Origin of the sequence: Antarcticirhabdus aurantiaca, from assembly GCF_009765365.1 — a bacterium.
GTDB classification, from domain to species: Bacteria; Pseudomonadota; Alphaproteobacteria; order Rhizobiales; family Rhizobiaceae; genus Antarcticirhabdus; species Antarcticirhabdus aurantiaca.
Map to the genome: position 1 here is coordinate 129,484 of NZ_VTOM01000005.1, position 23,404 is coordinate 152,887.

Sequence of the window (23,404 nt, forward strand, 5' to 3'; positions counted from 1 at the left end):
GCCGAAGGGCGGCCTCAGCCCGCCGGCGCGGGAGCCGTGCCGGCGATGGCTTCGGCGAAGTCGCTCGCGTCGAAGGGCTCGAGGTCGTCGATGCCCTCGCCGACGCCGACGAAGTAGACCGGCAGGCGGTGCTTGGCGGCGATCGCCACGAGGATGCCGCCGCGCGCCGAGCCGTCGAGCTTGGTCATCACCAGGCCGTTGACGCCCGCGACGTTGCGGAAGATCTCGACCTGGCTGAGGGCGTTCTGACCCGTCGTCGCGTCGAGGGTCTGGAGCACCGTGTGGGGGGCGTCGGGCTCGCGCTTCTGGAGGACGCGCACGATCTTCTCGAGCTCCGCCATCAGCTCCGTGCGGTTCTGGAGGCGGCCGGCCGTGTCGATGATGAGGACGTCCGAGCCGTTCTCCACCGCCGCGTCGTAGGCCTCGAAGGCGAGGCCCGCCGCGTCCGCGCCGATGGCCTTGGCGATCACCGGCGAGTTGGTGCGCTCGCCCCAGATCTTCAGCTGCTCGATCGCGGCGGCGCGGAAGGTGTCGCCGGCGCAGAGCGTGACCTTGAGGCCGGCGCGGGTGAGCTTGGCCGTCAGCTTGCCGATGGTCGTCGTCTTGCCGGTGCCGTTGACGCCGACGACGAGGATGACGTGCGGGCGCTTCTCGAGGTCGAGTTCGAGGGGGACGGCGACCGGTTTCAGCGCCTTCTCGACCTCCTCGGACAGGATGCGGCGGACCTCGCTCGTCGCGATCTCGCGGCCGAAGCGGCCTTCGGACAAGCGGTCGGTGATGCGCATCGCGGTCTCGACGCCGAGATCGGCGCGGATCAGCACGTCCTCGAAGTCCTGGAGCGTGTCCTCGTCGAGGCGGCGCTTGGTGAAGACCGAGCCGATGGAGTCGCCGAGCGCCTGCGAGGAGCGGGCAAGGCCCCCGCGCAGCCGGTCGATCCAGCGCGCGGGCTGGGCCGGGGCGGCGGCGGGCGCGGCCTGATCGCGCAGGCGGAAGCCGGCGCCCTCGGGGATCGGCGCGGGCAGGGGCGTGCGGGCCACCGAGGGCGCGGCCGGCTCGTCCTCGTCAGGCGGCAGAGGCGCGTCGAGCCAGGAGAAGTCGGCTTCGCCGTCGCCGTCCTTGTCGTGGGCGGTGAACTCGGCCTCAAGCTCCGGCAGCGTCGCGTCCGGCTCGACCGGGCCGTCGGGGATCGCCTCCTCGATGGCGGCGTCGAGCGGCGTCTCGTCGGAGACCGGCGCGTCGATGACCGCCTCGACGTCCGGCGCGTCCTCGGGCGGCAGGGGGGTGTCGAGCCAGGAGAAGTCGGCGCTCTCGGCCTCTTCGGGCGGGAGCGGCAGTTCCTCGACCGGGAGCGCCGGCGCAGCCTCGGCAGGCTCGATGTCGACGAACTCGGCCGAGGCAGGCTCGGTTTCGGCGCGCGGTGCGGGCGGCTCCTCGGCGAGGGGAAGGGGCGTCGGGACCGGCTCGGGTTCGGGCCGATGATCGGCGTCCTGTTCCGCACGGAACTGATCCCGCGCCGGTTCGATCAGCGGTTCCGGCGTGGGCGCCGGTTCGACAGCCGCGAGGTCGGCGGCGACCGGGGTTGGGTCGGCATAGGGCGAGACGCGAACAGGCTCGGGTGCGGGTGCCGGTTCGACGCGTTCCTCGACGACCGGGGCGGCGGGGACGGGCGTCGCCTCGGCGATCGGCTCGGGCGGGGTCGGCGCGCTCGGCGGCGCGACGTCCTCCGGGATCGGCTCGACCTGCGGCCGCTCCTCCGGCGCGAGGACCGGCTCCGGCGTCGGCGGCGGAGCAGGGGGCGCGACGTCCTCGATCGGCGGAGCGGGCGCGGGCGCGGGGGGCGGCGCCGCCACCGGCTCGGGCGGTCGCGCGAAGGAGAAGATGCGGCGGAAGAAGCCCTTGGACTCAGCCATGCGCGAAACGCGGTTCCCTGTTCGGCGGCACGGTGGCCGGAGCGGCGGCGGCGCGGGCGAGGAGCTCGCGGCCGTTGTCGCCCTCGATGATAGCGTCGAGGATCGCGCCGGGGAGGCCGGCATCGATGCGGGCGAGCGTGAAGTCCTCGGTGCGTCCCAGCCCCTCGCGCTCGATCAGCACGCGCTGATGCGTGCCGGCGAGGCGCTTCAGGTGGCTCGCGTGGCGCGCTTCGCCGAGCGCGCGCAGGCGCGCGGCGCGGCCCTTGATCGTACCCTTGTCGAGCTGCGGCATGCGCGCGGCGGGGGTTCCCTCGCGCGGAGAGAAGGGGAAGACGTGGAGGAAGGTCAGGCCGCATTCCTCGACGAGGCGCATCGAGTTCTCGAACATATCCTCGGTTTCGGTCGGGAAGCCGGCGATGATGTCGGCGCCGAAGACGATCTCCGGCCGGGCGGCGCGCAGGCGCGCGCAGAACTCGATCGCGTCGGCGCGCGAATGCCGGCGCTTCATGCGCTTCAGGATCATGTCGTCGCCGGCCTGGAGCGAGAGGTGGAGGTGCGGCATGACCCGCGCCTCGCCGGTCAGCGCTTCCACCAGCGCCTCGTCGGCCTCGACGGAGTCGATCGAGGAGAGGCGCAGGCGCTTGAGGTCCGGCACGTGGCGCAGGATCGCCTGGACGAGCGCGCCGAGGCGGGGGGTGCCTGGAAGGTCGGCGCCCCAGCTCGTCATGTCGACGCCGGACAGGACGACCTCGCCGTAGCCGCTGGCGACGAGGCGCTTCACCTGATCCACCGCCGCGCCCATCGGCACGGAGCGCGAGTTTCCGCGGCCGTAGGGGATGATGCAGAAGGTGCAGCGGTGGTCGCAGCCGTTCTGCACCTGGACGATGGCGCGTGCCCGCCCCTCGATCGCGTCCACCATGTGGCTCGCGGTCTCCCGCACGCTCATGATGTCGTTGACGCGCACCTTCTCGGCCGCCGCCACGCCGAAGTCCGGCAGCGCGCGGTAGGTCTCGGCCTTCAGCTTTTCCTCGTTGCCGAGCACCGCATCGACCTCGGCCATGCCGGCGAAGTCGGCGGGCTTGGTCTGCGCGGCGCAGCCGGTGACGAGGATGCGCGCGTCCGGGCTCTCGCGCCGGGCCCGGCGCACGGCCTGGCGCGCCTGACGGACAGCCTCGGCGGTCACGGCGCAGGTGTTGAAGAGGATCACCGGCCGCCCGTCGGTCCCGAGGCCCGCGGCCTCCGCCTCGCGCTTCATCACCTCGCCCTCGTAGGTGTTGAGGCGGCAGCCGAAGTTGACGACCTCGACGCTCATGCCGCAGCAGTCTCGTCGTCGCGGGAATAGGCGCCGGTCTCGGGGTCGAGGCGGCCGGACCACTCCCACTCGGCCGGGCCGGTCATCAGGACGTGGTCGTCGCTTGTCCGCCAGTCGATCAGGAGGTCGCCGCCCGGCAGCGTCACCGTGACCCTGCGGCCGGTGCGCCGGGTGCGCGCGCCCGAGACCGCCGCCGCGCAGGCCGCCGAGCCGCAGGCGAGCGTCAGCCCGACGCCGCGCTCCCAGGTGCGGATGGTCATGGCGTCCGGCGCGGTGACGCGGGCGATCGTGATGTTGGCGCGCTCGGGAAAGAGCGGGTGGTTCTCCAGCACGGGCCCGAAGCGGTCGAGGGCGTAGGACCAGACGTCCTCTTCGACCCAGAACACGGCGTGCGGGTTGCCCAGGGAGGCGACGGAGGGCGAATGGAGGATCGGCGCGTCGATCGGGCCGATCTGCAGCTCGATCGCGCGCGTGTCGGCGAACTCCTCGGCGAGCGGGATGTCCCGCCAGCCGAAGCGGGGCGCGCCCATGTCGACGGTGAGGAGCCCGTCCTCGCGCTCGGCCGCCAGGACGAGGCCCGCCCGCGTTTCGAAGGTGAAGTCGCGCCGGCCCGTTTCGGCGGCCAGCGCCTGCGCGACGCAGCGCGTGCCGTTGCCGCAGGCGCCGGCCTCCGAGCCGTCGGCGTTGAGGATCAGGACGAGGGCGTCGGTGCCGGGCGTGCGCGGATCGTGGACGGCCATGATCTGGTCGAAGCTCGTCTCGGCCCGCTCGGCGAGCGCGCGCGCGGCCTCGGGCGCGATGCGCGAGCGCCGGCCGCGCATGTCGGCGACGATGATCTTGTTGCCGAGGCCGTTCATCCGCGCGAAGGGGACGACCGGCCCCGTGTCCCGCGGCGTCGGCTGTTCTGTCATGGCCCCCATATGGCGGAAACGCCTGCCGAATGCCAGTCGCGCGCCGGACGGCGTCACTTCTCCCAGTCGACGCCGATCGCCTCGCGGTCGAGCTCGTCCGCCTGCTTCTGGATCTCGCGCGATTCGGCGCGGTCCGCCTCGTCGTCCTCGGGCGGCGGGTTGGCTTCGGGCGCGACGTCGGTGAGGGCGAGCTTGAAGAACATCGGGAAATGGTCGGAGCCGATGTTGGGCACGCGCTTCATGGCGACGAGCTGGAAGCGCGCGTCGTGGAAGAGGTGGTCGAGCGGCCAGCGCAGGAAGACGAAGCGGGCGTCGAAGGTGTTGTAGAAGCCGCGGCCGATCCGCGGATCGAGGAGGCGCGACAGGCGCTGGAACATGCGCGTCGTGTTCGACCAGGCGACGTCGTTGAGATCGCCGCAGACGATGGCGGGCAACGGATCGCGGTCGACGAGGTCGGCGACCTTGAGAAGCTCGCCGTCGCGCCCGAGCGAGTCCTCGTAAGGGACCGGCGGCTCGGGATGGACGACATAAAGGCGGAAGCGCCGCCCGTCTTGCAGCGTGACGGCGGTGATGATGGAGGGCACCTCTTCCATCACGAGGTCCTGGACGCTCGTTTCGGACAGGGGCAGGCGCGAGAAGAGGACGAGGCCGTAGGCGTTGTCGAGCGGATGGGCGACGACGTGGGGGTGGCTGTTTTCGAGCTGCCGCAGCGCCTCGACCCAGGCCGCGTCGGTTTCCATGAACACGGCGATGTCGGGGTCGAGCCGGCGCGTCGCCTCGATCGCCCGTCCGTAGTCGCGGTTCGACATCTTCACGTTGGCGGACAGGACGGAGACCGTGTTCGGCCCGTCTGGATCGCCCTTCCATCCCTGGGACTGGCGCGGGCGCAACGGCGTGAACTGCGCGATCGACACGGCCTGGACGAGGATCGTGCCCGCCTGGGCCGCGAGAAGCGGCCAGAACCAGTGCGGCTCGCGGATCAGGACAAGCGTCGCGCCGGCGAGAAGCAGCGCGAGCACCAGGATCTGCAGGCGCGGGAAGGCGAAGGAGCGCACGAAGCCGTGCGGAACGTGCAGGAAGGACACGAGCGTCGCGGCCAGAAGCATGAGCGTGCCCGCCGCGATGACCCAGTGCGCCGCAATTCCCCTCGTCCTCCACTCCGGCCGCGCGCGGCCGGCTCATCATCTCACTCAATTCTATGTCAGGCTTGCGACGTATCGTGCAAATCGTCCGAGGTCGGGGCCGTCGTCTCCGGTGTGGGCGTCAGGGCGCGCGGGAGCGGCGCTTCGATCCGGTGGGGCAGGGCGTGGACGAGGCCGGGCTGGGCGGCGCGGAAGCGCTCGGGCGGCAGGTCCCAGCGCCGGCAGGCCTCCAGGAGCCGGCGCGGCGGCTCGTCGATCGCCTCGTCGGTGAGCGGAAAGCAGCCCCAATGGCTTCCCAGCGTCATCTCGGCTTCGAGGAAGCGGGCGCCGCGCACCGCCTCGTCCGGATCCTGGTGCTGCGGGCGCATGACGGCGCGCGGGTTGTAGGCGCCGATCGGCAGCACCGCGAGCCGCGCGGGGCCGTGGCGCTCGCGCACCGCCCGGTAGGTCGCGCCGCCGCCGAAGCCCGTATCGCCGACATAGAAGACGAAGCCGGCCGGCGTGTCGAAGGCGAAGGAGGCCCAGAGCGTCATCCGCCGGTCGAGAACGCCGCGCGCGCCCCAATGGTGCGTCGGCTCGAAGGTCAGCCCCAGCCCGTGGCCGAGCCGCACGCGTTCGTGCCAGTCGAAGCCCTCGACGTCGGCGCGGGGGCACCATCCCCGGATGATCCGATCGAGACCGAGCGGCACGAGGAAGCGCGGCGCGTGCTCGCGCTGGAGCCGCACGAGGGTCGGGCGGTCCATGTGGTCGTAGTGCGAATGGGTGACGCAGACCGCGTCGATGGGCGGGAGCGCCTCGAAGTCGATGCCGGGCGCCTGGCGGCGCATCGGCTCGCCGAAGGGGAGCGGCGAGCAGCGCTGCGACCAGACGGGATCGAGAAGGACGTTGAGGCCCGCCGTCTGCAGCAGGAACGAGGCGTGGCCGACATGAACGAGGCGCAGCGCCTCGCCGCCCACGCGCTCGGGCGGCACGTCCTTGGGGTAGGGGCTCGGGAACACGGCCGGCCAGGGCACGCGGTTGCGCGATCGCTCCCGCTGCCAGCGCCAGATGGCCGACAGCGGCGCCGGCATCTCGCCGCCCGGATTGAAGAAGCGCCGCCCGTCGAAGTGGTCGCCGGCCGGGCCGGCATGGTAGGGGTTGCGGAAGGGCTTCATCGGTGCGGGCGTCTCCGGGCGCGGGCAGGCTCCCGGAGATGGCGCCCCGCCGGGCGGGGAAAAGAGGCGGCGCGGCTCTCAGCGCGCGCCGCGGCCAGCGATGCTCACGCCGCCTGTCCCGCACCCTCGCAGGCCATGGCCTCGTTGGCGGCCGCCATGTCCATCCACATGACCTCCCAGATATGGCCGTCCGGGTCCTCGTAGGAGCGGCCGTACATGAAGCCGAAGTCCTGCGTCGGGGTCGGATCGGCCGTGCCGCCGGCCGATACCGCCGCCGAGACGCGCGCGTCGACGCTCTCGCGGCTGTCCTCCGACACGCAGATCAGCACCTCGCTCGTGGTTCGAGCGTCGGCGATCGCCTTGGCGGTGAACTGCCGGTACTTCGCGTGCGTGAGCAGCATGACGTGGATGGTCTCGGACACCACCATGCAGGCCGCCGTGTCGTCGGAGAATTGCGGGTTCTTGGTCGCGCCGACGCCCTCGTAGAAGGCGATCGAGCGGGGCAGGTCGGCAACGGGCAGGTTGACGAAGATCAGCTTGGACATCCGGCGGGTTCCTCTTCTTCGCCGGCGGACCCCTCCGATCCGCCGCTCGTTGACAGGCTAGACCGAAGAAGTTACTTTTTGCAACTATGAAGTCAGAAAAAATAACTGAACAGACCGAGGGCCCGGCCCGGCGCCGCTACGAGGATGCCTGCGCCGCCGCCCACGCGATGGATCTCGTCGGCGAGCGCTGGGCCTTGTTCGTGATGCGCGAACTGATGCTCGGCCCCTTGCGCTTCACGGACCTGCGCGCGCGCCTGCCCGGCCTCAGCGCCAACGTCCTGACGCAGCGGCTGGAGGGACTGGAGGCCGCTGGCATCGTTCGTCGCCGCCGCCTGCCGCCGCCGGCCGCCGCGCAGGTCTACGAGCTGACGGCCTGGGGCCTGGAAGCGGAGCCGATCTTCGTCGCGCTCGGTCGCTGGGCGGCGCGCTCGCCCGCCCACGATCCGACGCTGCCCTTCTCCGCCGCCTCGCTCCTCCTGTCACTGCGCACCATGTTCGACCCCGAGCGCGGGGCGGGGCTCGATCTCGCGCTCGGCATCCGCTTGCCGGAAGCCGGTCTTGTCGGACAGGTCTCGGGCGCGCGCCTGTCCATCGCCCCGGGCGAGATCCCCGATACCGTCGATCTCGCCTTCAACGGCAACGCCCGCGGCGTTGCCGCGTTCATCTACGGCGGCGTGCCGGCCGAGGTTCTGGCGGGTGATGGCCTGCTGCGCATCGAAGGCGATCCGGCGCTCGCCGCCGCCTTTGCCGCCTGCTTCCCGTTGCCCGACAAGGCGGAGGCGCCTCCGGCGGGCTGACGACGTGCACGACGGCCGGCGCAATGATATGTCCATCGAAGCGCTAGACTTGGAACCTGGTTCCTGGTCGGCGCCCGAGCGGGACGCTATCCCGTTCATGGGCGCTTCGCGCCGAGAACGAACCGAACGGACCCGATGATGACCTTCTCCACCTCCGCCGACCCGAGCCGCCGCCGCATCCTGTTCGCCGGCCTTGCCGTAGGCGCCGCCCTTCTCGCCTCGGGCGTGGCCATGGCGCAGGAGCCGCAGACGGTGCGCGTCGGCATCATGGCCGGCGAGGACGAGGAGATCTGGAAGGTGGTCGCGAGCGAGGCCGCGAAGTCCGGCCTCACCGTCGAGCCCGTGGTGTTCTCCGACTACGTCCAGCCGAACGAGGCGCTGGCGAACAACGAGATCCAGGCCAACGCCTTCCAGCACGAGCCCTACCTTCAGGCGCAGATCCAGCAGCATGGCTACGAGATCGTGCCCGCCGGCTACACGCTGATCGCGCCGATCGGCCTTTACTCGCGCAAGCACGCCTCGGTCGCCGAGCTGCCCGAGGGCGCGACGATCGGCATTCCGAACGATCCGTCCAATGGTGGGCGGGCGCTGAACCTCCTGGCGGACCAGGGCATCATCAAGCTGCGCGAGGGTGCCGGCATCCTCGCCACCGCGCTCGACGTGTCGGAGAACCCGAAGAACGTCCAGATCCAGGAGCTCGACGCGGGCATCGTCGGCCGCTCGATCGACGACCTCGACGCCGGCGTCGTCAACACCGACTGGGCTCTGAAGAGCGGCCTCGATCCGCAGAAGGAGCGGATCGCGCAGGAAGGGCTGGAGAACAATCCCTACCGCAACTTCATCGCCGTGCGCGCCGAGGACAAGGACAAGCCCTGGGTGAAGACCCTCGTCTCGGCCTATCAGTCCGAGCCGGTTCGCGCCGCCTTCGAGACGATCTACAAGGGCTCGATCCTTCCCGCCTGGTGATCGCCCGCGCGATCCTGCGGAAAAATCGTCGACCGATCCTGTCGTCCGGCCCCAGCGGCCGGACGACGCGTTTTTTGAACGAGACATCATGAACGTGCAGCCCCTCCACATCGACGCCGCCGGACCGGGTCCGGACGCCGCCGCTGCCGCTGCCGCCGGCCCGCCGGTGGTGGAACTCGCCGGCGTCTCCAAGCGCTTCGGCCAGCGCGCCGCCTTGGACGAGGTGACGCTGACGGTTCGCCGCGGCGAGGTTCTCGGCATCATCGGCCGCTCGGGCGCCGGCAAGTCGACCCTGATCCGCTGCCTCAACGGGCTGGAGCGGCCGGACGCCGGCGAGGTGCGCATCGAGGGGCGGGCGATCTCGCGCCTGTCGGAGCGCGAGCTGCAGCCGATGCGCCGGCGGATCGGCATGATCTTCCAGCACTTCAACCTCCTCGCCAATTCGACGGCGGCCGAGAACGTCGCCCTGCCGCTGAAGATCGCCGGGATCGCGAAGGCCGAGCGGATGCGCCGCGCCGGCGAGCTCCTCGACCTCGTCGGGTTGAGCGATCGCGGCGGAGCCTATCCGGCGCAGCTTTCCGGCGGCCAGAAGCAGCGCGTCGGCATCGCCCGCGCGCTCGCCGCCGAGCCGGCGCTGCTCCTCTCGGACGAGGCGACCTCGGCGCTCGATCCGGAAACCACGGGGCAGATCCTGGAGCTCCTGCGCGACATCAACCGTCGCCTCGGCCTCACCGTCGCCCTCGTCACCCACGAGATGGAGGTGGTGCGCGAGATCGCCTCGCGCGTCGTGGTGCTCGAGAACGGACACGTCGCGGAGGAAGGCGAGGTCTGCCGCGTCTTCGCCGACCCGCAGGCGCCGATCACCGCGACGCTGCTGCGCAGCCTGCGTCCCGAACTGCCGGCGGACCTTGCCGCTCGCCTGACAAGCACGCTTGGGGGCGAGGCCGTGTTCCGCCTCGACCTCGTCGGCGAGGCGGCACGCGCGCCGCTCCTCGCCGAACTCGCCGGCCGGTTCGGTGCCGAGGCGCGGCTGCTCCACGGCGGCATCGAGACGATCCAGGGGCGGCCCGTCGCCCGGCTCTTCGTCGCCGTGCGCCCGTCACCCGCGGCGGATCTCGCCGCGATCGCCGCCTTCCTCGCTTCCCGCGCCACCCGTTCGGACCTTCTCGGCCATGTCAGCTCAGCTTCTTGACCTCCTCTTGAAGGCCACGGGCGAGACGCTCCTGATGACGGCGGCCTCCGGCCTCGCCTCGCTCGTCGTCGGCCTGCCGATCGGGCTTCTCCTCGTCGTCACCTCGCCCGGCGGCGTCTGGCCGGCCCCCTGGACCAACCGCGTCCTCGGCACGCTGGTCGACGCCTTCCGCTCGGTGCCCTTCATCATCCTTCTCGTCGCGCTGATCCCCTTCACGCGCCTCGTGGTCGGCACCTCGATCGGGACCTGGGCCGCGATCGTGCCGCTCTCGATCGCAGCGATCCCCTACTACGCCCGCATCGCCGAGGTCTCCCTGCGCGAGGTCGATTCGGGCCTGGTCGAGGCGGTGCGCGCCATGGGCGGCAGCCGCTGGGCGCTGGTGCGCGAGGTGCTGGTGCCCGAAGCCCTGCCGAGCCTCGTCGCCGGCTTCGTGGTGACGCTGATCACGCTGATCGGGGCCACCGCCATCGCCGGCGCGATCGGCGCCGGCGGGCTCGGCGACCTCGCCATCCGCTACGGCTACCAGCGCTTCCAGACCGAGGTCATGCTGGCCGTGGTGGTGGTCCTGATCCTTCTCGTGACGGTTCTCCAGAAGGGCGGCGACGCCCTCGTCGCCCGGCTCGACCACCGGCGCTAACGAAAACGGCCCGCCGGGTGGCGGGCCGCTCGTCATGCTCTGGGCGACCGGCCGCGTATCAGTAGCGGCGCTCGCGGGCCTGGCGGTCGAGGCCGTAGGCGCCGGCACCGGCGCCGGCCAGCACCACGAAGCCGCCGGCCAGGGCGAAGTTCTTCAGGATCGCGGTGACGTCGCCGGCATGGCCGATGAAGGCGGTGGCGATGCAGAAGGCCGCGAGGAGGATGGCGGCGATGCGCGTCTGGAAGCCGACCAGGATCGCGATGCCGGCGAGAAGCTCGAAGCCGCCCACCAGCCAGGGCAGGATCTCGGGGGCCGGCAGGCCGAGGCTGGCGAAGTATCCGCCGGTGCCCGCCACGTTGGAGAGCTTGCCGAAGCCGGCTTAGATGAAGTCGATCGACAGGAGGATCCGGCCGATCAGGATCAGGACGTTGGCGTTCATGGTTGGCCTTTGCGGAAGAAGGAAGTGACGCGCCGCTTCCCATACATTGCCCGGTTCCTCCCCGCAGCCAGGGGCGGGCGCGACGCGGCGTTCACCGATCCAGCCACAATCCAGCCCGAAGGGGCGACGCCCGGCACGAAGCGCGGGCGCCGCTTGGTCGAAGGCCCGGGGCGCGTCAGCCCGGCCGCGTCATCGACGCGGGGTCGACGATCCGGTCGTAGTCCTCCGGCGTGACGAGGCCGGTGGCGAGGGCCTCCTCCTTCAGCGTCGTGCCGTTCTTGTGCGCCGTCTTGGCGATCTTGGCGGCGTTGTCGTAGCCGATGGTCGGAGCGAGCGCGGTCACCAGCATCAGCGAGCGGTTCAGCGCTTCCCTGATGTTGTCCTCGCGCGCCTCGATCCCGACGACGCAGTTCTCGCTGAAGGAGACCGCCGCGTCGGAGAGGAGACGCACCGACTGGAGGAAGTTGTAGGCCATCACCGGGTTGAAGACGTTCAGCTCGAAATGCCCCTGGCTGCCGGCGAAGGTCAGGGCGGCATGGTTGCCGAAGACCTGAACGCAGACCTGGGTCATCGCCTCGCACTGGGTCGGGTTGACCTTGCCCGGCATGATCGAGGAGCCCGGCTCGTTCTCCGGCAGCTGCAGTTCGCCGAGGCCCGAGCGCGGGCCGGAGCCGAGAAAGCGGATGTCGTTGGCGATCTTGAAGAGCGAGGCGGCGACCGTGTTGATCGCGCCGTGGCTGAAGACCATGGCGTCGTGGGCCGCGAGCGCTTCGAACTTGTTCGGCGCCGAGGTGAAGGGCAGGTGCGTGATCGCCGCGATCCGGTCGGCGACGCCTTCCGCGAAGCCCACCGGCGCGTTGAGGCCGGTGCCGACGGCCGTGCCGCCCTGCGCGAGCTGCATCAGGGCGGGAAGCGTCTGCTCGATGCGCGCGATGCCGTTCTCGACCTGCGTCGTGTAGCCGGAGAACTCCTGGCCGAGCGTCAGCGGCGTCGCGTCCTGCGTATGGGTGCGGCCGATCTTGATGATGTGGTTGAAGGCCTGCGCCTTGTCGTTCAGCGCGTTGCGCAGCTGCTGCAGCGCGGGCACCAGCCGGTGCACCAGCTCCTCGGCGCAGGCGATGTGCATGGCCGTGGGATAGGTGTCGTTGGACGACTGGCTCATGTTGACGTGGTCGTTCGGGTGGACGGGCTTCTTGGAGCCCATCTCGCCGCCCAGCATCTCGATCGCCCGGTTCGAGATCACCTCGTTGGCGTTCATGTTGGACTGCGTGCCCGAGCCGGTCTGCCAGACGACGAGCGGGAAGTGGTCGTTCAGCTTGCCCTCGATCACCTCCTGCGCGGCGGCGACGATCGCGCGGCCGAGGTTCTCGTCGAGCCGGCCGAGTGCCATGTTGGTCTCGGCGGCCGCGCGCTTGACGATGCCGAGCGCCCGAACGATCGGCAGCGGCTGCTTTTCCCAGCCGATCTTGAAGTTGCCGAGCGAGCGCTGCGCCTGCGCGCCCCAGTACTTGTCGCTCGCCACCTCGATGGGGCCGAAGGTGTCGGTTTCGCGCCGCGTGCTCATCTCGTTTCTCGCCCTGTCGTTCGGATGCGGATCTGGAGCGAACCCTTAAGCGGCGCGAGGTCGGACCGAAAGGGGAGGGCGCGGCGTAAAATCGGTTTGAGAAGCCTGCGGACCACGCGAAAAGGCCGCTCCGGCGGAACCGGAGCGGCCTGACCCTCGGCGGGCGGGGCCCGCCCTGGCCGGAACGGCTTAGTGGATCTGGTCGCGCACGGCGTCCTTGACCTTGCCGAGGTTCTTCTCGGTCTTGCCCTCGAGCTGGTCGGCCTTGCCCTCGACCACGAGACGATCGTTGCCGACCACCTTGCCGGCGGCTTCCTTGACCTTGCCGCCCAGTTCCTTGGCGCCGCCCGAAACCTGATTCTTGTCGACCATCGTCGTCATCTCCGTTGTGCAGTGCCGTCGACTGCTTCGGGGGTACAATGATCTGTTGCCAGCCAAGTTCCGTTAAAAATCCTTCATCCTCGAAGAAGTCCCACGATCTGCGTGATCGACAGGATGCAGATGAGCCCGCCGACGATGCGCAAGAGGGTCGTCTCGGGCAGGCGGCGCACGATGATGCCGGCGAAGGGCGCCGCTATCAGGCCGCCCACGATGAGGCCGAGAACGGCGAGGCCGTGGCTGGTCAGGTCTCCAGCCTCCTCCCAGTGGCCGGTCAGGAGCGCGAACAGGAAGGTCAGCGACACCGAGAGCGTGATCAGGAACTCGGCCGCATTCACGGTGCCGATGACGTAGCGCGGCTGGCCGCCGAAGCCGAGAAGGCCGGTGGTGACGATCGGCCCCCAGCCGCCGCCGCCGACCGAGTCGAGGAAGCCGCCGGCCACCGCGAGCGGCGGCACCACGCCGGGCTTGACGGGCTGGGAGGGCACGCGCCGGAAGGAGCGAAACAGGAGGTAGACGCCGATGATGCCGAGATAGGCCGCGACGAAGGGCCGGATCGAATCGGCGGGAAAGCCGGTGAGGACGTAGGTGCCGAGCACCCCGCCGATGATGCCGAAGGGCGCGAGGCGCCAGAACAGGTTCCAGTCGATGTTGCGGTTGGCGAGGTGCGCCGTGCCGGAGGCGGCGGTGGTGAAGAGCTCGGCGGCGTGGACGGAGGCCGAAGCCGTCGCCGGCGCGACGCCGAAGGACAGGAGAACCGTGGACGAGATGACGCCGTAGGCCATGCCGAGGGCGCCATCGACGAGCTGGGCGAGAGCGCCGACGAGAAGAAAGAGGAGAAAGTCGTCCATGAGGTCCTTGGTGCGGGGAAGGGCGGTCGCGGGACGGGCGGGCGTGACGGGACATAGCCTGCGAGGGGCGGAACGGCGAGGGCGTGTTTTTCGCCGCGGCGGCGGCAGGCGAACCGGTTTGCGCTCGGGGAACGGCGAGCCGGGACGTGCGGACCGGCCCGCGACGCGCTAGGTTCTCCCGGCAGGCCGCATCTGCGGCAAGGATCGCGCCCCATGAGCCTCGCCAAGTCCAAGCCCCTCTTCGCCCACCCCACCGACTACGAGGACGACTTCGCCGCCTGGGCCTTCGAGCAGGCCGAGCTCCTGCGCCTCAAGCGCTTCTCGGAGCTCGATCTCGCCAACCTCGTCGAGGAAGTGGAAAGCATGGGCAACGAGCAGCGGCATGCGCTTGAGTCGAGCTACCGCGTCCTGATCTTCCATCTCCTGAAATGGCAGTTCCAGCCTAAGCGACGCTCTCGTTCCTGGCTGCTCACCATCACGCGGGAGCGGGAAAACATCAGGCGCCGCGAGAAGCGCAACCCGAGTCTCTACGCGAAAGCAGACGAGATCGCCGCCGACATTTATCCGGCCGCGCGCAAGGAAGCAGCCATCGAGACGGGGCTCGCCACGGCGACCTTCCCCACCGAATGCCCTTACTCGCTGATCGAGCTGCGCGACCAGGAGTTTTTGCCCGGCTGAGCGGGAGGCCAGCCGGAAGAAACGCACCCTGAACACGCAAAAGGCCCGGCGGATCGCTCCGCCGGGCCTCGTTCATTTCGGCCGTCGGGCTGGACTTAGAAGTCCATGCCGCCCATGCCGCCCATGCCGCCGCCGGGCATGGCCGGGGCGCCCGAGTCCTTCTTCGGGGCCTCGGAGATCATGGCTTCGGTGGTGACGAGGAGACCGGCGACCGAGGCCGCGTCCTGCAGGGCCGAGCGCACGACCTTGACCGGGTCGACGATGCCGAACTGGATCATGTCGCCGTAATCGCCCGTCTGGGCGTTGTAGCCGTAGGTCGTCGAGGTGTTGTCGAGGAGCTTGCCCACGACGATCGAGCCTTCGCCGCCGGCGTTCTGGACGATCTGGCGGACCGGAGCCTGAAGCGCCTTGCGAACGATCGCGATGCCGGCGTCCTGATCGGCGTTCTCGCCCTTGATGGTCAGAGCGTTCGAGGCGCGCAGCAGCGCCACGCCGCCGCCGGCCACGATGCCTTCCTCGACGGCCGCGCGGGTCGCGTTGAGGGCGTCGTCGACGCGGTCCTTCTTCTCCTTGACCTCGACCTCGGTCGAGCCGCCGACGCGGATCACCGCGACGCCGCCCGCCAGCTTGGCCAGGCGCTCCTGGAGCTTCTCGCGGTCGTAGTCCGAGGTGGTCTCCTCGATCTGCGCCTTGATCTGGCCGACGCGGGCCTGGATCTGAGCCGACTCGCCGGCGCCGTCGACGATCGTCGTGTTCTCCTTGGTGATGGAGACCTTCTTGGCGCGGCCGAGCATGTCGAGCGTGACGTTCTCGAGCTTGATGCCGAGATCCTCGGAGATCACCTGGCCGCCCGTGAGGGTGGCGATGTCCTCGAGCATGGCCTTGCGGCGGTCGCCGAAGCCCGGCGCCTTGACTGCGGCGATGCGCAGGCCGCCGCGCAGCTTGTTGACGACGAGGGTCGCGAGAGCCTCACCCTCGACGTCCTCGGCGATGATGAGGAGCGGGCGCGAGGACTGGACGACGGCCTCGAGCACCGGCAGCATGGCCTGGAGGTTCGAGAGCTTCTTCTCGTGGAGAAGGATGTAGGCGTCCTCGAGGTCGGCCACCATCTTCTCGGCGTTGGTCACGAAGTACGGCGACAGGTAGCCGCGGTCGAACTGCATGCCCTCGACGACTTCGAGCTCGGTCTCGGCGGTCTTGGCTTCCTCGACCGTGATGACGCCCTCGTTGCCGACCTTCTGCATCGCCGAGGCGATCATCTGGCCGATTTCGCGCTCGCCGTTGGCGGAGATGGTGCCGACCTGGGCGACCTCGTCGGAGGTCTCGATCTTGCGGGCCGAGGCGACGAGCGTCTCGACGACCTTGGCGACGGCCGAGTCGATGCCGCGCTTGACGTCCATCGGGTTCATGCCGGCCGCGACGGCCTTGGCGCCCTCGCGGACGATCGCCTGGGCGAGAACGGTCGCGGTGGTGGTGCCGTCGCCGGCCTTGTCGTTGGTCTTCGAGGCCACTTCGCGCAGCATCTGCGCGCCCATGTTCTCGAACTTGTCCTCGAGCTCGATCTCCTTGGCGACGGAAACGCCGTCCTTGGTGATGCGGGGAGCGCCGAACGACTTGTCGATCACGACGTTGCGGCCCTTGGGGCCGAGCGTCACCTTGACGGCGTCAGCGAGGATGTCGACGCCGCGCAGCATGCGCTCGCGGGCGTCACGGCCGAACTTCACGTCCTTGGCTGCCATGTTCCTGTCTCCTGGCGCGCTCCGCGGAGCCGCGCCGTTCGAGTGTCAATGAATGGGTTCGGATGGGGTGGTCAGGCGAGCGGGGCGCTCAGCCGACGATGCCCATGATGTCGGATTCCTTCATGATGAGGAGATCCTCGCCGTTCAGCTTCACCTCGGTGCCGGACCACTTGCCGAACAGCACGCGGTCGCCGGCCTTCACCTCGAGGGGAACGACCTTGCCGGACTCGTCGCGGGCACCGGCGCCAACGGCGACGATCTCGCCTTCCTGCGGCTTCTCCTTAGCGGTGTCCGGGATGATGATGCCGCCGGCCGTCTTGTTCTCAGACTCGACGCGGCGCACAACCACGCGGTCGTGCAGCGGACGGAAGTTCACTGCTGCCATGTTCAATCCCTTCGTTTGGACCTGAACGCGGGCCCATTCGAGCGGCACCCGGTTCCAGATGGCTTTGGCACTCACCTCAGGGGAGTGCTAACGGGTCGGCAGATAGTCGAGGGAGCGTCGTCTTGTCAAGGCTGGCGCAAGGCCCGATCGTCCGTCGCGCGCCCGGAAAATCGTTCGGGACCTGCCGGATCGGACGCCCTTCCGATGGCTGGGACGAGCCGAACGGCGCGCCCCGTGTCGGCCTCCTCATCGGCGCATCCGGGGTCCCCGATGTGGGGGCGCGCGGCCGCAGCGTCCAGGTCTCCGGTTCGAAACCGCCGCGGGGGGCGGCGGGCGGACGCGCTTGATTCCGGTCGGTTGCCGGACTAATCGCGGGGAAGCGAGGCCGCGCCTCATCGAAACCGGCGACGAAAGAACGACATGAACGCTCCTTCCATCCGGCGGATCGCGGCGCTCGACGAGGTCGCCGGGGATTACGACGCCGTGTTCTGCGACGTCTGGGGCGTTCTCCATAACGGCTTGCGCAAGAGCGAGGCGGCCGAGTCGGCCCTGCGCGCGGCGCGACGGGCGGGCGCGAGGGTCGTTCTCGTCACCAACTCGCCCCGGCCGGAGCCCGGCGTTTCCGCCCAGCTCGCCGCCATGCACGTATCGCCGGATGCCTTCGATGCCATCGTCACGTCGGGCGACGCGACGCGCGACCTCATCACCCGGCACGGCGGTCCCGTCTTCTTTCTCGGTCCCGAGCGCGACCTGCCGCTCTTCGACGGCCTGCCCGCGCCGCTCGTCGGCGAGGACGAGGCGAGCGCGGTCGTGGTGACGGGCCTCCTCGACGACCGCACGGAAACGCCGGCCGACTATGCCGACCGCCTTGCCGCCTGGGCGGCCCGCGGCCTGCCGATGATCTGCGCCAATCCCGACATCGTGGTTCATGTCGGTGACCAGCTCCTCTGGTGCGCCGGCGCGCTCGCCCGCGACTACGCCGCGCTCGGCGGCGAGGTGCGCCTCGCCGGCAAGCCCCACGCGCCGATCTACGATCTCGCCCGGCGCAAGGCGGGCCTCGGCCCCGGCGCGCGCGTCCTCGCCATCGGCGACGGCATGGCGACGGACGTGAAGGGGGCGATGGGCGCGGGCGCCGACGTCCTCTTCATCCTCGCCGGCATCCACGAGGCGGAGTTCACGGCCGACGACGGCGCGGCGCGCGTGTCGGCGGTTCTGTCGCGCGAAGGGCTCGACGCGCGCTACTTCATGGCCAAGCTGCGATGAGCGGGGCGTCGATCCGACGCCTCGACGACAGCCTGCCCTACCCGCCGGATCTCGCGGGCGCGGTCGTGGCGATCGGCAACTTCGACGGGGTGCATCGCGGCCACCAGGCCGTCCTGGCCGAGGCCCGCGCGCTCGCCGGCCGGCTCGGCGCGCCGCTCGTCTGCCTGACCTTCGAGCCGCATCCGCGCACCGTCTTCCGGCCGGAGCAGCCGGTGGCGCGCCTGACCCCCGCGTGGCTGAAGGCGCGGCTCCTGGGCGCTCTCGGCTTCGACGCGGTGGTGGAGTGGCCCTTCTCGCGCAGCTTCGCGGCGCTGTCGCCCGAGGCCTTCGTGGACGGCATCCTTGTCGGGCACCTCGGCGCGCGGGGCGTCGTCGTCGGCCACGACTTCCATTTCGGCGCCCGCCGCGCTGGAACGCCTGCCTTTCTGCGCGAGGCGGCGACCGCGCGCGGCTTCGCGGTCGACGTCGTCGAGCCGCTCCTCGACGCGGAGGGGCACACGGTCTCCTCGTCGCGCATCCGGGCCCATCTGGCGGCCGGGGAGACGGCGGCGGCCAACGCGCTTCTCGGCTGGCGCTGGGCCGCGGAAGGCGAGGTCGTCCACGGCGCCAAGATCGGCCGCACCCTCGGCTATCCCACGGCCAACCTCGCCGTCCTGCCCGACGAGCTGCTCGCCCACGGCATCTACGCCGTGAAGCTGCGCCGGGTGGACGGCACGATCCACGACGGCGTCGCGAGCTACGGCCGGCGTCCGACGTTCGACGATGGGGCGGCGCTCCTCGAAACCTTCGTCTTCGACTTTTCCGGCGACCTTTACGGCGAGACCGTCTCGGTGTCCCTTTTCGCGCGCCTGCGCGGCGAGGAGCGCTTCGCGAGCGCCGAAGCCCTGATCGAGCAGATGGATCGCGATTCGCTCGACGCGCGAGCGGTGCTCGCGGCCGCGGTACCGCTGTCCGAGCTCGACGCGCGCCTTTCCTTCTGACGCCCGTCCGTCCGGCTCAGGCGCTCTTCTCGAGGATGTCGAGGCCGTCCACGTCGGCTTCCGTCATGCACCAGCCGAGCCGTTCGTAGAAGGCCGACTTGGTCGGGGCGGCGCAGAGATAGAGACGGTCCGCACCGATCAGGAAGCCGGTCTCCGTCGCGGCCGTGACGAGCGCGGTGCCGAATCCCTGTCCGCGGCGCTCCGGCTCGACGAAAACGGCGGCGACCCACGGGCCGTATTGCGGGCGCGCCGCGAGATCGTTCTCGATCACCGAGACGGTGCCGACGAAGACGCCTTCGCGATGCGCGACGAGGGTGAACGGGATCAGCCGCGCATCGAGGCTCTCCGCCACCCGCGCCCGGATCTCCGCTTGCGTCGATCCCTGCTGGAACCACCATTCGCGCCAGATCCGCTCGGAAACGACATCGACGAATTGGGGAACGTCGCGAAGGTCGGATATGATCGAGCGATCCATCGGCGAGCCGCCCGGACTTGGAGAAAGTTGGCGCATCACCACGACGGATCGGGCTCGCCGTCAATCTATGGTCCCTGCTTATCAGTCCTGCATACCATTCTCCGCCAGACGCTTCGCCGCGCGGCAGGTCGCGATCATGGTCGGCGCGATGGCGGGATCGGTGACCACGAAGGTCGGGCTCGGATGCGGCATTTCGAGGATCGCGAGGTTCGGCCGGAGAGCCTCGATCGCCGCCCGTGCCCCGCGGGCGACGCGGCCTGACAGAACCGCGACCGCCAGATCCGGCAGGAGGTCGAGGAGCGGCTCGATCCAGGGGAGGCCGGCGGCGCGCTCGGCGGCCTTCGGGGGTCGGTTGCGGGCGCCGGGCGCGTGGATGAGGAAGGGCACGGCGTTCCAGATCACGACGTCGGCGGCTTCGATGCCGGCCTCGGCGAAGAAGCGGCGAAGGTTGCGCGCCGTGCCGGTGGCGTTGAACTGCGAAACGACCCGCGGGACGGCCGGATCGCTCCCGCGCGCGGGCCCCGGCGTTTCCAGCATCAGAAGGATGCGCGCCCGCGTGCCGCCGCCGGCCGGATCGAACAGCGGCGCCTCGCCGTGCGCCGCGGCGATGCGGCGGGCTAGCGCGTTCAGCGGCGCGACGTGGTCCGGCTCCGGGACGCCTTGTCCGCTCATGCTTTCCCTCGCGGGCCGAACTTGCTAAAGCCCCGTTCCATGCCGAGATCCTGCGCGCGCATCCGCGATCCTCGAATTAGCCGCCCGGCCTTCTGAACGGCGCATCCGCCGCGGAAGGTCCGGGCCGCGACGGCGTGTCTGCGCGCCGCACCTCCTTCTTTTCCGATTTTCCTGCCGGCCGCCTCCATCGCCGCCGGCGAGCCGCCGGATATCCGACATGACCGACCAGAGCCCGACCCGCGACAAGGCCGAAGGCCTCGACTATTCCAAGACCCTGTTTCTGCCGCGGACCGAGTTCCCGATGCGCGCGGGCCTGCCCGAGGCCGAGCCGAAGTGGATCGAGCGCTGGGAGGGCATGGACCTCTACAAGCGCCTGCGCGAGGAGGCCGCCGGCCGGCCGAAATACGTCCTCCACGACGGCCCCCCTTATGCCAACGGCAACCTCCACATCGGCCACGCGCTGAACAAGGTGCTGAAGGACGTCATCACCCGCTCCTTCCAGATGCGCGGGCGCGACGCCAACTACGTTCCGGGCTGGGACTGCCACGGCTTGCCGATCGAGTGGAAGATCGAGGAGCAGTACCGCGCCAAGGGGCGCAACAAGGATGAGATCCCGATCAACGAGTTCCGCCGCGAGTGCCGCGAATTCGCGCAGCATTGGGTGGGCGTGCAGTCGGCCGAGTTCCGCCGGCTCGGCGTCGAGGGCGACTTCAAGGATCCCTACCTCACCATGGCCTTCGGCGCCGAGAGCGTCATCGCGGGCGAGCTCCTGAAGTTCGCCATGTCCGGCCAGCTGTATCGCGGCTCCAAGCCCGTGATGTGGTCGGTGGTGGAGCGCACGGCGCTCGCCGAGGCCGAGGTCGAGTACGACGAGTACGAATCGGACACGGTCTGGGTCGCCTTTCCCGTGCGGGCGGACCGAAGCGGCTTCGTTCCGGCCTTCAGCGGCGGCGTGTCGGGCTTTCCCAAGGCCGGTCAGCCCGATCCCAGCCCGCTCGACGGTGCCCACGTCGTGATCTGGACGACCACGCCCTGGACCCTGCCGGGCAACCGAGCCATCGCCTATTCGGACCGCGTCGCCTACGGTCTCTACGAGGTGACCGCGCCGGACGACGCGGAGAACCCGCGTTGGGCCAAGCACGGCATGCGCCTCGTTCTCGCCGACGCGCTCAGCGCCGATGTCTTCGCCAAGTCGCGCGTGCCGGAGGGCGGCTTCCGGCGCCTGCGCGACGTCTCGGCGGCGGATCTGTCCGGCATCGTCTGCGACCATCCGCTGAAGGGCCTGTCCGGCGGCTACGACTTCGCCGTGCCGCTGATTCCCGGCGACCACGTCACCGACGACGCCGGAACCGGCTTCGTCCACACCGCGCCGAGCCACGGCCGGGAGGACTTCGACGTCTGGACGGAGCACCGCCGGGCGCTGGAGGCGCGCGGCATCGACGCCGCCATCCCCTTCCCGGTCGATGACGAGGGCTTCTACACGAAGGACGCGCCGGGCTTCGGCCCGGAGGCGGAAGGCGGCCCCGCCCGCGTCATCGACGACAAGGGTAAGAAGGGTGACGCCAACAAGCGCGTCATCGAGGCGCTGATCGCCCGCGGGAGCCTGCTCGCCCGCGGCCGCCTCAAGCACCAGTACCCGCATTCCTGGCGCTCCAAGAAGCCGGTGATCTTCCGCAACACGCCTCAATGGTTCGTCCACATGGACAAGGACCTGAAGGGCTATGGGACAAGCAAGCCGGCGTCCGGCACCGACACGCTGCGGTCTCGCGCGCTGACCGCCATCGCCGACACGCGCTTCGTGCCGGCGGCCGGGCAGAACCGCCTCCACGCCATGATCTCCGACCGGCCGGACTGGGTCCTTTCCCGTCAAAGGGCCTGGGGCGTGCCGATCTGCGTCTTCGCGGACGAGAACGGCGAGATCCTCAAGGACGAGGCGGTCAACGCCCGCATCCTCGACGCCTTCGCCAAGGAGGGCGCGGACGCCTGGTTCGCCGACGGCGCCAAGGAGCGCTTCCTCGGGAACGAGCACGACGGCACCCGCTGGACCATGGTGCGCGACATCCTCGACGTCTGGTTCGATTCGGGGAGCACGCACGCCTTCTGCCTGGAGAAGCGGCCCGACCTGAAGTGGCCGGCCGACCTCTACCTCGAAGGCTCCGACCAGCATCGCGGCTGGTTCCACTCCTCGCTCCTGGAGAGCTGCGGCACGCGCGGCCGCGCGCCCTACGACGCGGTGTTGACCCACGGCTTCGTCATGGACGAGGAGGGGCGCAAGATGTCGAAGTCCCTCGGCAACGTCGTGACGCCCCAGGAGGTCATCAAGCAGTCCGGCGCCGACATCCTGCGGCTCTGGGTGGTCTCGTCCGATTATTCGGAGGACCTGCGCCTCGGCAAGACGATCCTCCAGACCAACGTCGACAGCTATCGCAAGCTGCGCAACACCATGCGCTGGATGCTCGGCACGCTCGCACACGACGAGGGCAAGACCGTGCCGCTCGCCGAGATGCCGGAACTCGAGCGGCTGATGCTGCACCGGCTGGCCGAACTCGATGGGCTCGTGCGCGCCGGCTACGACGCCTTCGACTTCAAGCGCATCTCCCGCGCGCTTCTCGACTTCTGCGTCGTCGAGCTTTCCGCCTTCTACTTCGACATCCGCAAGGACGCGCTCTACTGCGACCCGCTCTCCTCCACGCGGCGCCAGGCGGCGCTGCAGGTGGTGGGGGCGATCTTCGACCATTTGACGCTGTGGCTCGCGCCGCTTCTGCCCTTCACGGCCGAAGAGGCCTGGCTGTCGAGGAAGCCGGACGCCGTGTCGGTGCATCTGGAGCAGTTTCGCCAAGTGCCCGCCGAATGGCGCGACGAGGCGCTGGCCAAGCGCTGGGCCGAGATTCGCCGCGTGCGGCGCGTCGTGCTCGGCGCTCTGGAGGAGAAGCGGCGCGACAAGACGATCGGCTCCTCGCTGGAGGCCGCGCCCACCGTCTTCGTCGCGGATGCGGGCCTCGCCGAGCTCTGCCGCTCGGTCGACTTCGCCGAGGTCGCGATCACCAGCGCCATCCGCATCGAGGCGGGCGAGGGGCCGGCGGACGCCTTCCGCATCCCCGAGGTGGCAGGCGTTTCCGTGGTCTTTGCGCGGGCGGAGGGGCAGAAGTGCGCCCGGTCCTGGAAGATCCTGCCGGAGGTCGGCTCGGATCCGGAATTTCCGGACGTGACGCCGCGCGACGCCGAGGCGCTGCGCGAGCTGCGGGCGGCGGGTCGCCTCGCGGCCTGACGAGGCCGGCGGCGGGATGGGCGTGTCGAGACGCGCCCGTCCTGTTGCTCCGAGGCGACAGCTTGCTTAACCATTGACGAAGAATCGCCCGATTCCCGGTTCAAGGGCGTGCGAGAACAAGGGGAAAGCCCAGCCGGCGGGGGTCG

21 protein-coding genes and 1 pseudogene are annotated in these 23,404 nt (G+C 70.2%); 8 read left to right on the forward strand and 14 right to left on the reverse strand.

Annotated elements, in window-relative coordinates; all coding sequences use genetic code 11:
• Window positions 1–14 precede the first annotated feature (14 nt).
• The 6 genes from ftsY to FZN60_RS07730 all read right to left on the reverse strand — a co-directional run bounded on the left by ftsY (window position 15) and on the right by FZN60_RS07730 (window position 6,974).
• Window positions 15–1,910, reverse strand: coding sequence for a signal recognition particle-docking protein FtsY (ftsY, locus tag FZN60_RS28840; RefSeq protein ID WP_246726639.1), 1,896 nt, complete (start codon window positions 1,908–1,910; stop codon window positions 15–17).
• Window positions 1,903–3,222 carry a tRNA (N(6)-L-threonylcarbamoyladenosine(37)-C(2))-methylthiotransferase MtaB gene (mtaB, locus tag FZN60_RS07710; protein WP_158872802.1) on the reverse strand — a complete coding sequence of 440 codons (1,320 nt, stop codon included), beginning with the start codon at window positions 3,220–3,222 and terminating at the stop codon, window positions 1,903–1,905. Before mtaB ends, ftsY begins: the two co-directional genes overlap by 8 nt.
• The gene (gene dapF / locus FZN60_RS07715) at window positions 3,219–4,133 is read right to left on the reverse strand and encodes a diaminopimelate epimerase (RefSeq protein WP_158872804.1); all 915 of its coding nucleotides are present in this window, start codon (window positions 4,131–4,133) and stop codon (window positions 3,219–3,221) included. Before dapF ends, mtaB begins: the two co-directional genes overlap by 4 nt.
• Before the next feature lie 53 nt (window positions 4,134–4,186).
• The gene (locus FZN60_RS07720) at window positions 4,187–5,239 is read right to left on the reverse strand and encodes an endonuclease/exonuclease/phosphatase family protein (protein WP_158872806.1); all 1,053 of its coding nucleotides are present in this window, start codon (window positions 5,237–5,239) and stop codon (window positions 4,187–4,189) included.
• Window positions 5,240–5,334: 95 nt separating this feature from the next.
• The gene (locus tag FZN60_RS07725; protein ID WP_158872808.1) at window positions 5,335–6,429 is read right to left on the reverse strand and encodes an MBL fold metallo-hydrolase; all 1,095 of its coding nucleotides are present in this window, start codon (window positions 6,427–6,429) and stop codon (window positions 5,335–5,337) included.
• A 104-nt stretch (window positions 6,430–6,533) separates the two neighbouring features.
• Window positions 6,534–6,974: a VOC family protein gene (locus FZN60_RS07730; protein ID WP_158872810.1), complete on the reverse strand. Its 441-nt coding sequence runs from the start codon at window positions 6,972–6,974 to the stop codon at window positions 6,534–6,536.
• 86 nt (window positions 6,975–7,060) lie between these two features.
• Between FZN60_RS07730 and FZN60_RS07735 the strand changes: the two genes are divergently transcribed.
• The 4 genes from FZN60_RS07735 to FZN60_RS07750 all read left to right on the forward strand — a co-directional run bounded on the left by FZN60_RS07735 (window position 7,061) and on the right by FZN60_RS07750 (window position 10,566).
• Window positions 7,061–7,771 carry a winged helix-turn-helix transcriptional regulator gene (locus tag FZN60_RS07735; protein WP_158872812.1) on the forward strand — a complete coding sequence of 237 codons (711 nt, stop codon included), beginning with the start codon at window positions 7,061–7,063 and terminating at the stop codon, window positions 7,769–7,771.
• Window positions 7,772–7,909: 138 nt separating this feature from the next.
• Window positions 7,910–8,737, forward strand: coding sequence for a MetQ/NlpA family ABC transporter substrate-binding protein (locus tag FZN60_RS07740; protein ID WP_246726641.1), 828 nt, complete (start codon window positions 7,910–7,912; stop codon window positions 8,735–8,737).
• Window positions 8,738–8,825: 88 nt separating this feature from the next.
• Entirely contained in the window at window positions 8,826–9,929 is a 1,104-nt protein-coding gene (locus FZN60_RS07745) for a methionine ABC transporter ATP-binding protein (RefSeq protein WP_158872816.1), read from the forward strand.
• Entirely contained in the window at window positions 9,910–10,566 is a 657-nt protein-coding gene (locus tag FZN60_RS07750) for a methionine ABC transporter permease (RefSeq protein ID WP_158872818.1), read from the forward strand. The genes FZN60_RS07745 and FZN60_RS07750 overlap by 20 nt, the downstream gene beginning before the upstream one ends.
• A gap of 58 nt (window positions 10,567–10,624) precedes the next feature.
• Here the strand turns inward: FZN60_RS07750 and FZN60_RS07755 are convergent.
• The 4 genes and pseudogenes from FZN60_RS07755 to FZN60_RS07770 all read right to left on the reverse strand — a co-directional run.
• Window positions 10,625–10,933, reverse strand: a pseudogene (locus FZN60_RS07755) (DoxX family protein); the annotation flags it as partial.
• A gap of 247 nt (window positions 10,934–11,180) precedes the next feature.
• A complete protein-coding gene (fumC, locus tag FZN60_RS07760; RefSeq protein WP_158872820.1) occupies window positions 11,181–12,569 on the reverse strand; it encodes a class II fumarate hydratase in 1,389 nt (462 codons plus the stop codon).
• Between the two features lie 189 nt (window positions 12,570–12,758).
• Window positions 12,759–12,941 (reverse strand): CsbD family protein, encoded by a 183-nt coding sequence (locus FZN60_RS07765; protein WP_158872822.1) that lies wholly within the window; start codon window positions 12,939–12,941, stop codon window positions 12,759–12,761.
• An 83-nt stretch (window positions 12,942–13,024) separates the two neighbouring features.
• Window positions 13,025–13,798: a sulfite exporter TauE/SafE family protein gene (locus FZN60_RS07770; RefSeq protein ID WP_158872824.1), complete on the reverse strand. Its 774-nt coding sequence runs from the start codon at window positions 13,796–13,798 to the stop codon at window positions 13,025–13,027.
• A 213-nt stretch (window positions 13,799–14,011) separates the two neighbouring features.
• Between FZN60_RS07770 and FZN60_RS07775 the strand changes: the two genes are divergently transcribed.
• Window positions 14,012–14,476, forward strand: coding sequence for a DUF29 domain-containing protein (locus tag FZN60_RS07775; RefSeq protein WP_158872826.1), 465 nt, complete (start codon window positions 14,012–14,014; stop codon window positions 14,474–14,476).
• Window positions 14,477–14,571: 95 nt separating this feature from the next.
• On the opposite strand, the gene groL is transcribed toward FZN60_RS07775, so the two are convergent.
• Window positions 14,572–16,215 (reverse strand): chaperonin GroEL, encoded by a 1,644-nt coding sequence (groL, locus tag FZN60_RS07780; protein ID WP_158872828.1) that lies wholly within the window; start codon window positions 16,213–16,215, stop codon window positions 14,572–14,574.
• 88 nt (window positions 16,216–16,303) lie between these two features.
• Window positions 16,304–16,600, reverse strand: a complete 297-nt coding sequence (groES, locus tag FZN60_RS07785) for a co-chaperone GroES (protein WP_158872830.1) — start codon at window positions 16,598–16,600, stop codon at window positions 16,304–16,306.
• Between the two features lie 420 nt (window positions 16,601–17,020).
• Between groES and FZN60_RS07790 the strand changes: the two genes are divergently transcribed.
• Together FZN60_RS07790 and FZN60_RS07795 are read left to right on the forward strand one after the other, a co-directional pair.
• Window positions 17,021–17,863 (forward strand): TIGR01459 family HAD-type hydrolase, encoded by an 843-nt coding sequence (locus tag FZN60_RS07790; protein WP_158872832.1) that lies wholly within the window; start codon window positions 17,021–17,023, stop codon window positions 17,861–17,863.
• On the forward strand, window positions 17,860–18,843 hold the full coding sequence (locus FZN60_RS07795) for a bifunctional riboflavin kinase/FAD synthetase (protein ID WP_158872834.1): 984 nt from the start codon (window positions 17,860–17,862) through the stop codon (window positions 18,841–18,843). Before FZN60_RS07790 ends, FZN60_RS07795 begins: the two co-directional genes overlap by 4 nt.
• A gap of 16 nt (window positions 18,844–18,859) precedes the next feature.
• Here FZN60_RS07795 and FZN60_RS07800 read toward each other — a convergent pair whose 3' ends face one another.
• Window positions 18,860–19,318: a GNAT family N-acetyltransferase gene (locus tag FZN60_RS07800; RefSeq protein WP_158872836.1), complete on the reverse strand. Its 459-nt coding sequence runs from the start codon at window positions 19,316–19,318 to the stop codon at window positions 18,860–18,862.
• Between the two features lie 81 nt (window positions 19,319–19,399).
• Entirely contained in the window at window positions 19,400–19,990 is a 591-nt protein-coding gene (locus tag FZN60_RS07805; protein WP_158872838.1) for a uracil-DNA glycosylase, read from the reverse strand.
• 217 nt (window positions 19,991–20,207) lie between these two features.
• Here FZN60_RS07805 and ileS point away from each other — a divergent pair, with 217 nt between their 5' ends.
• Complete coding sequence (ileS, locus tag FZN60_RS07810; RefSeq protein WP_158872840.1) at window positions 20,208–23,258, forward strand: isoleucine--tRNA ligase; 3,051 nt, start codon at window positions 20,208–20,210, stop codon at window positions 23,256–23,258.
• Window positions 23,259–23,404 lie beyond the last annotated feature (146 nt).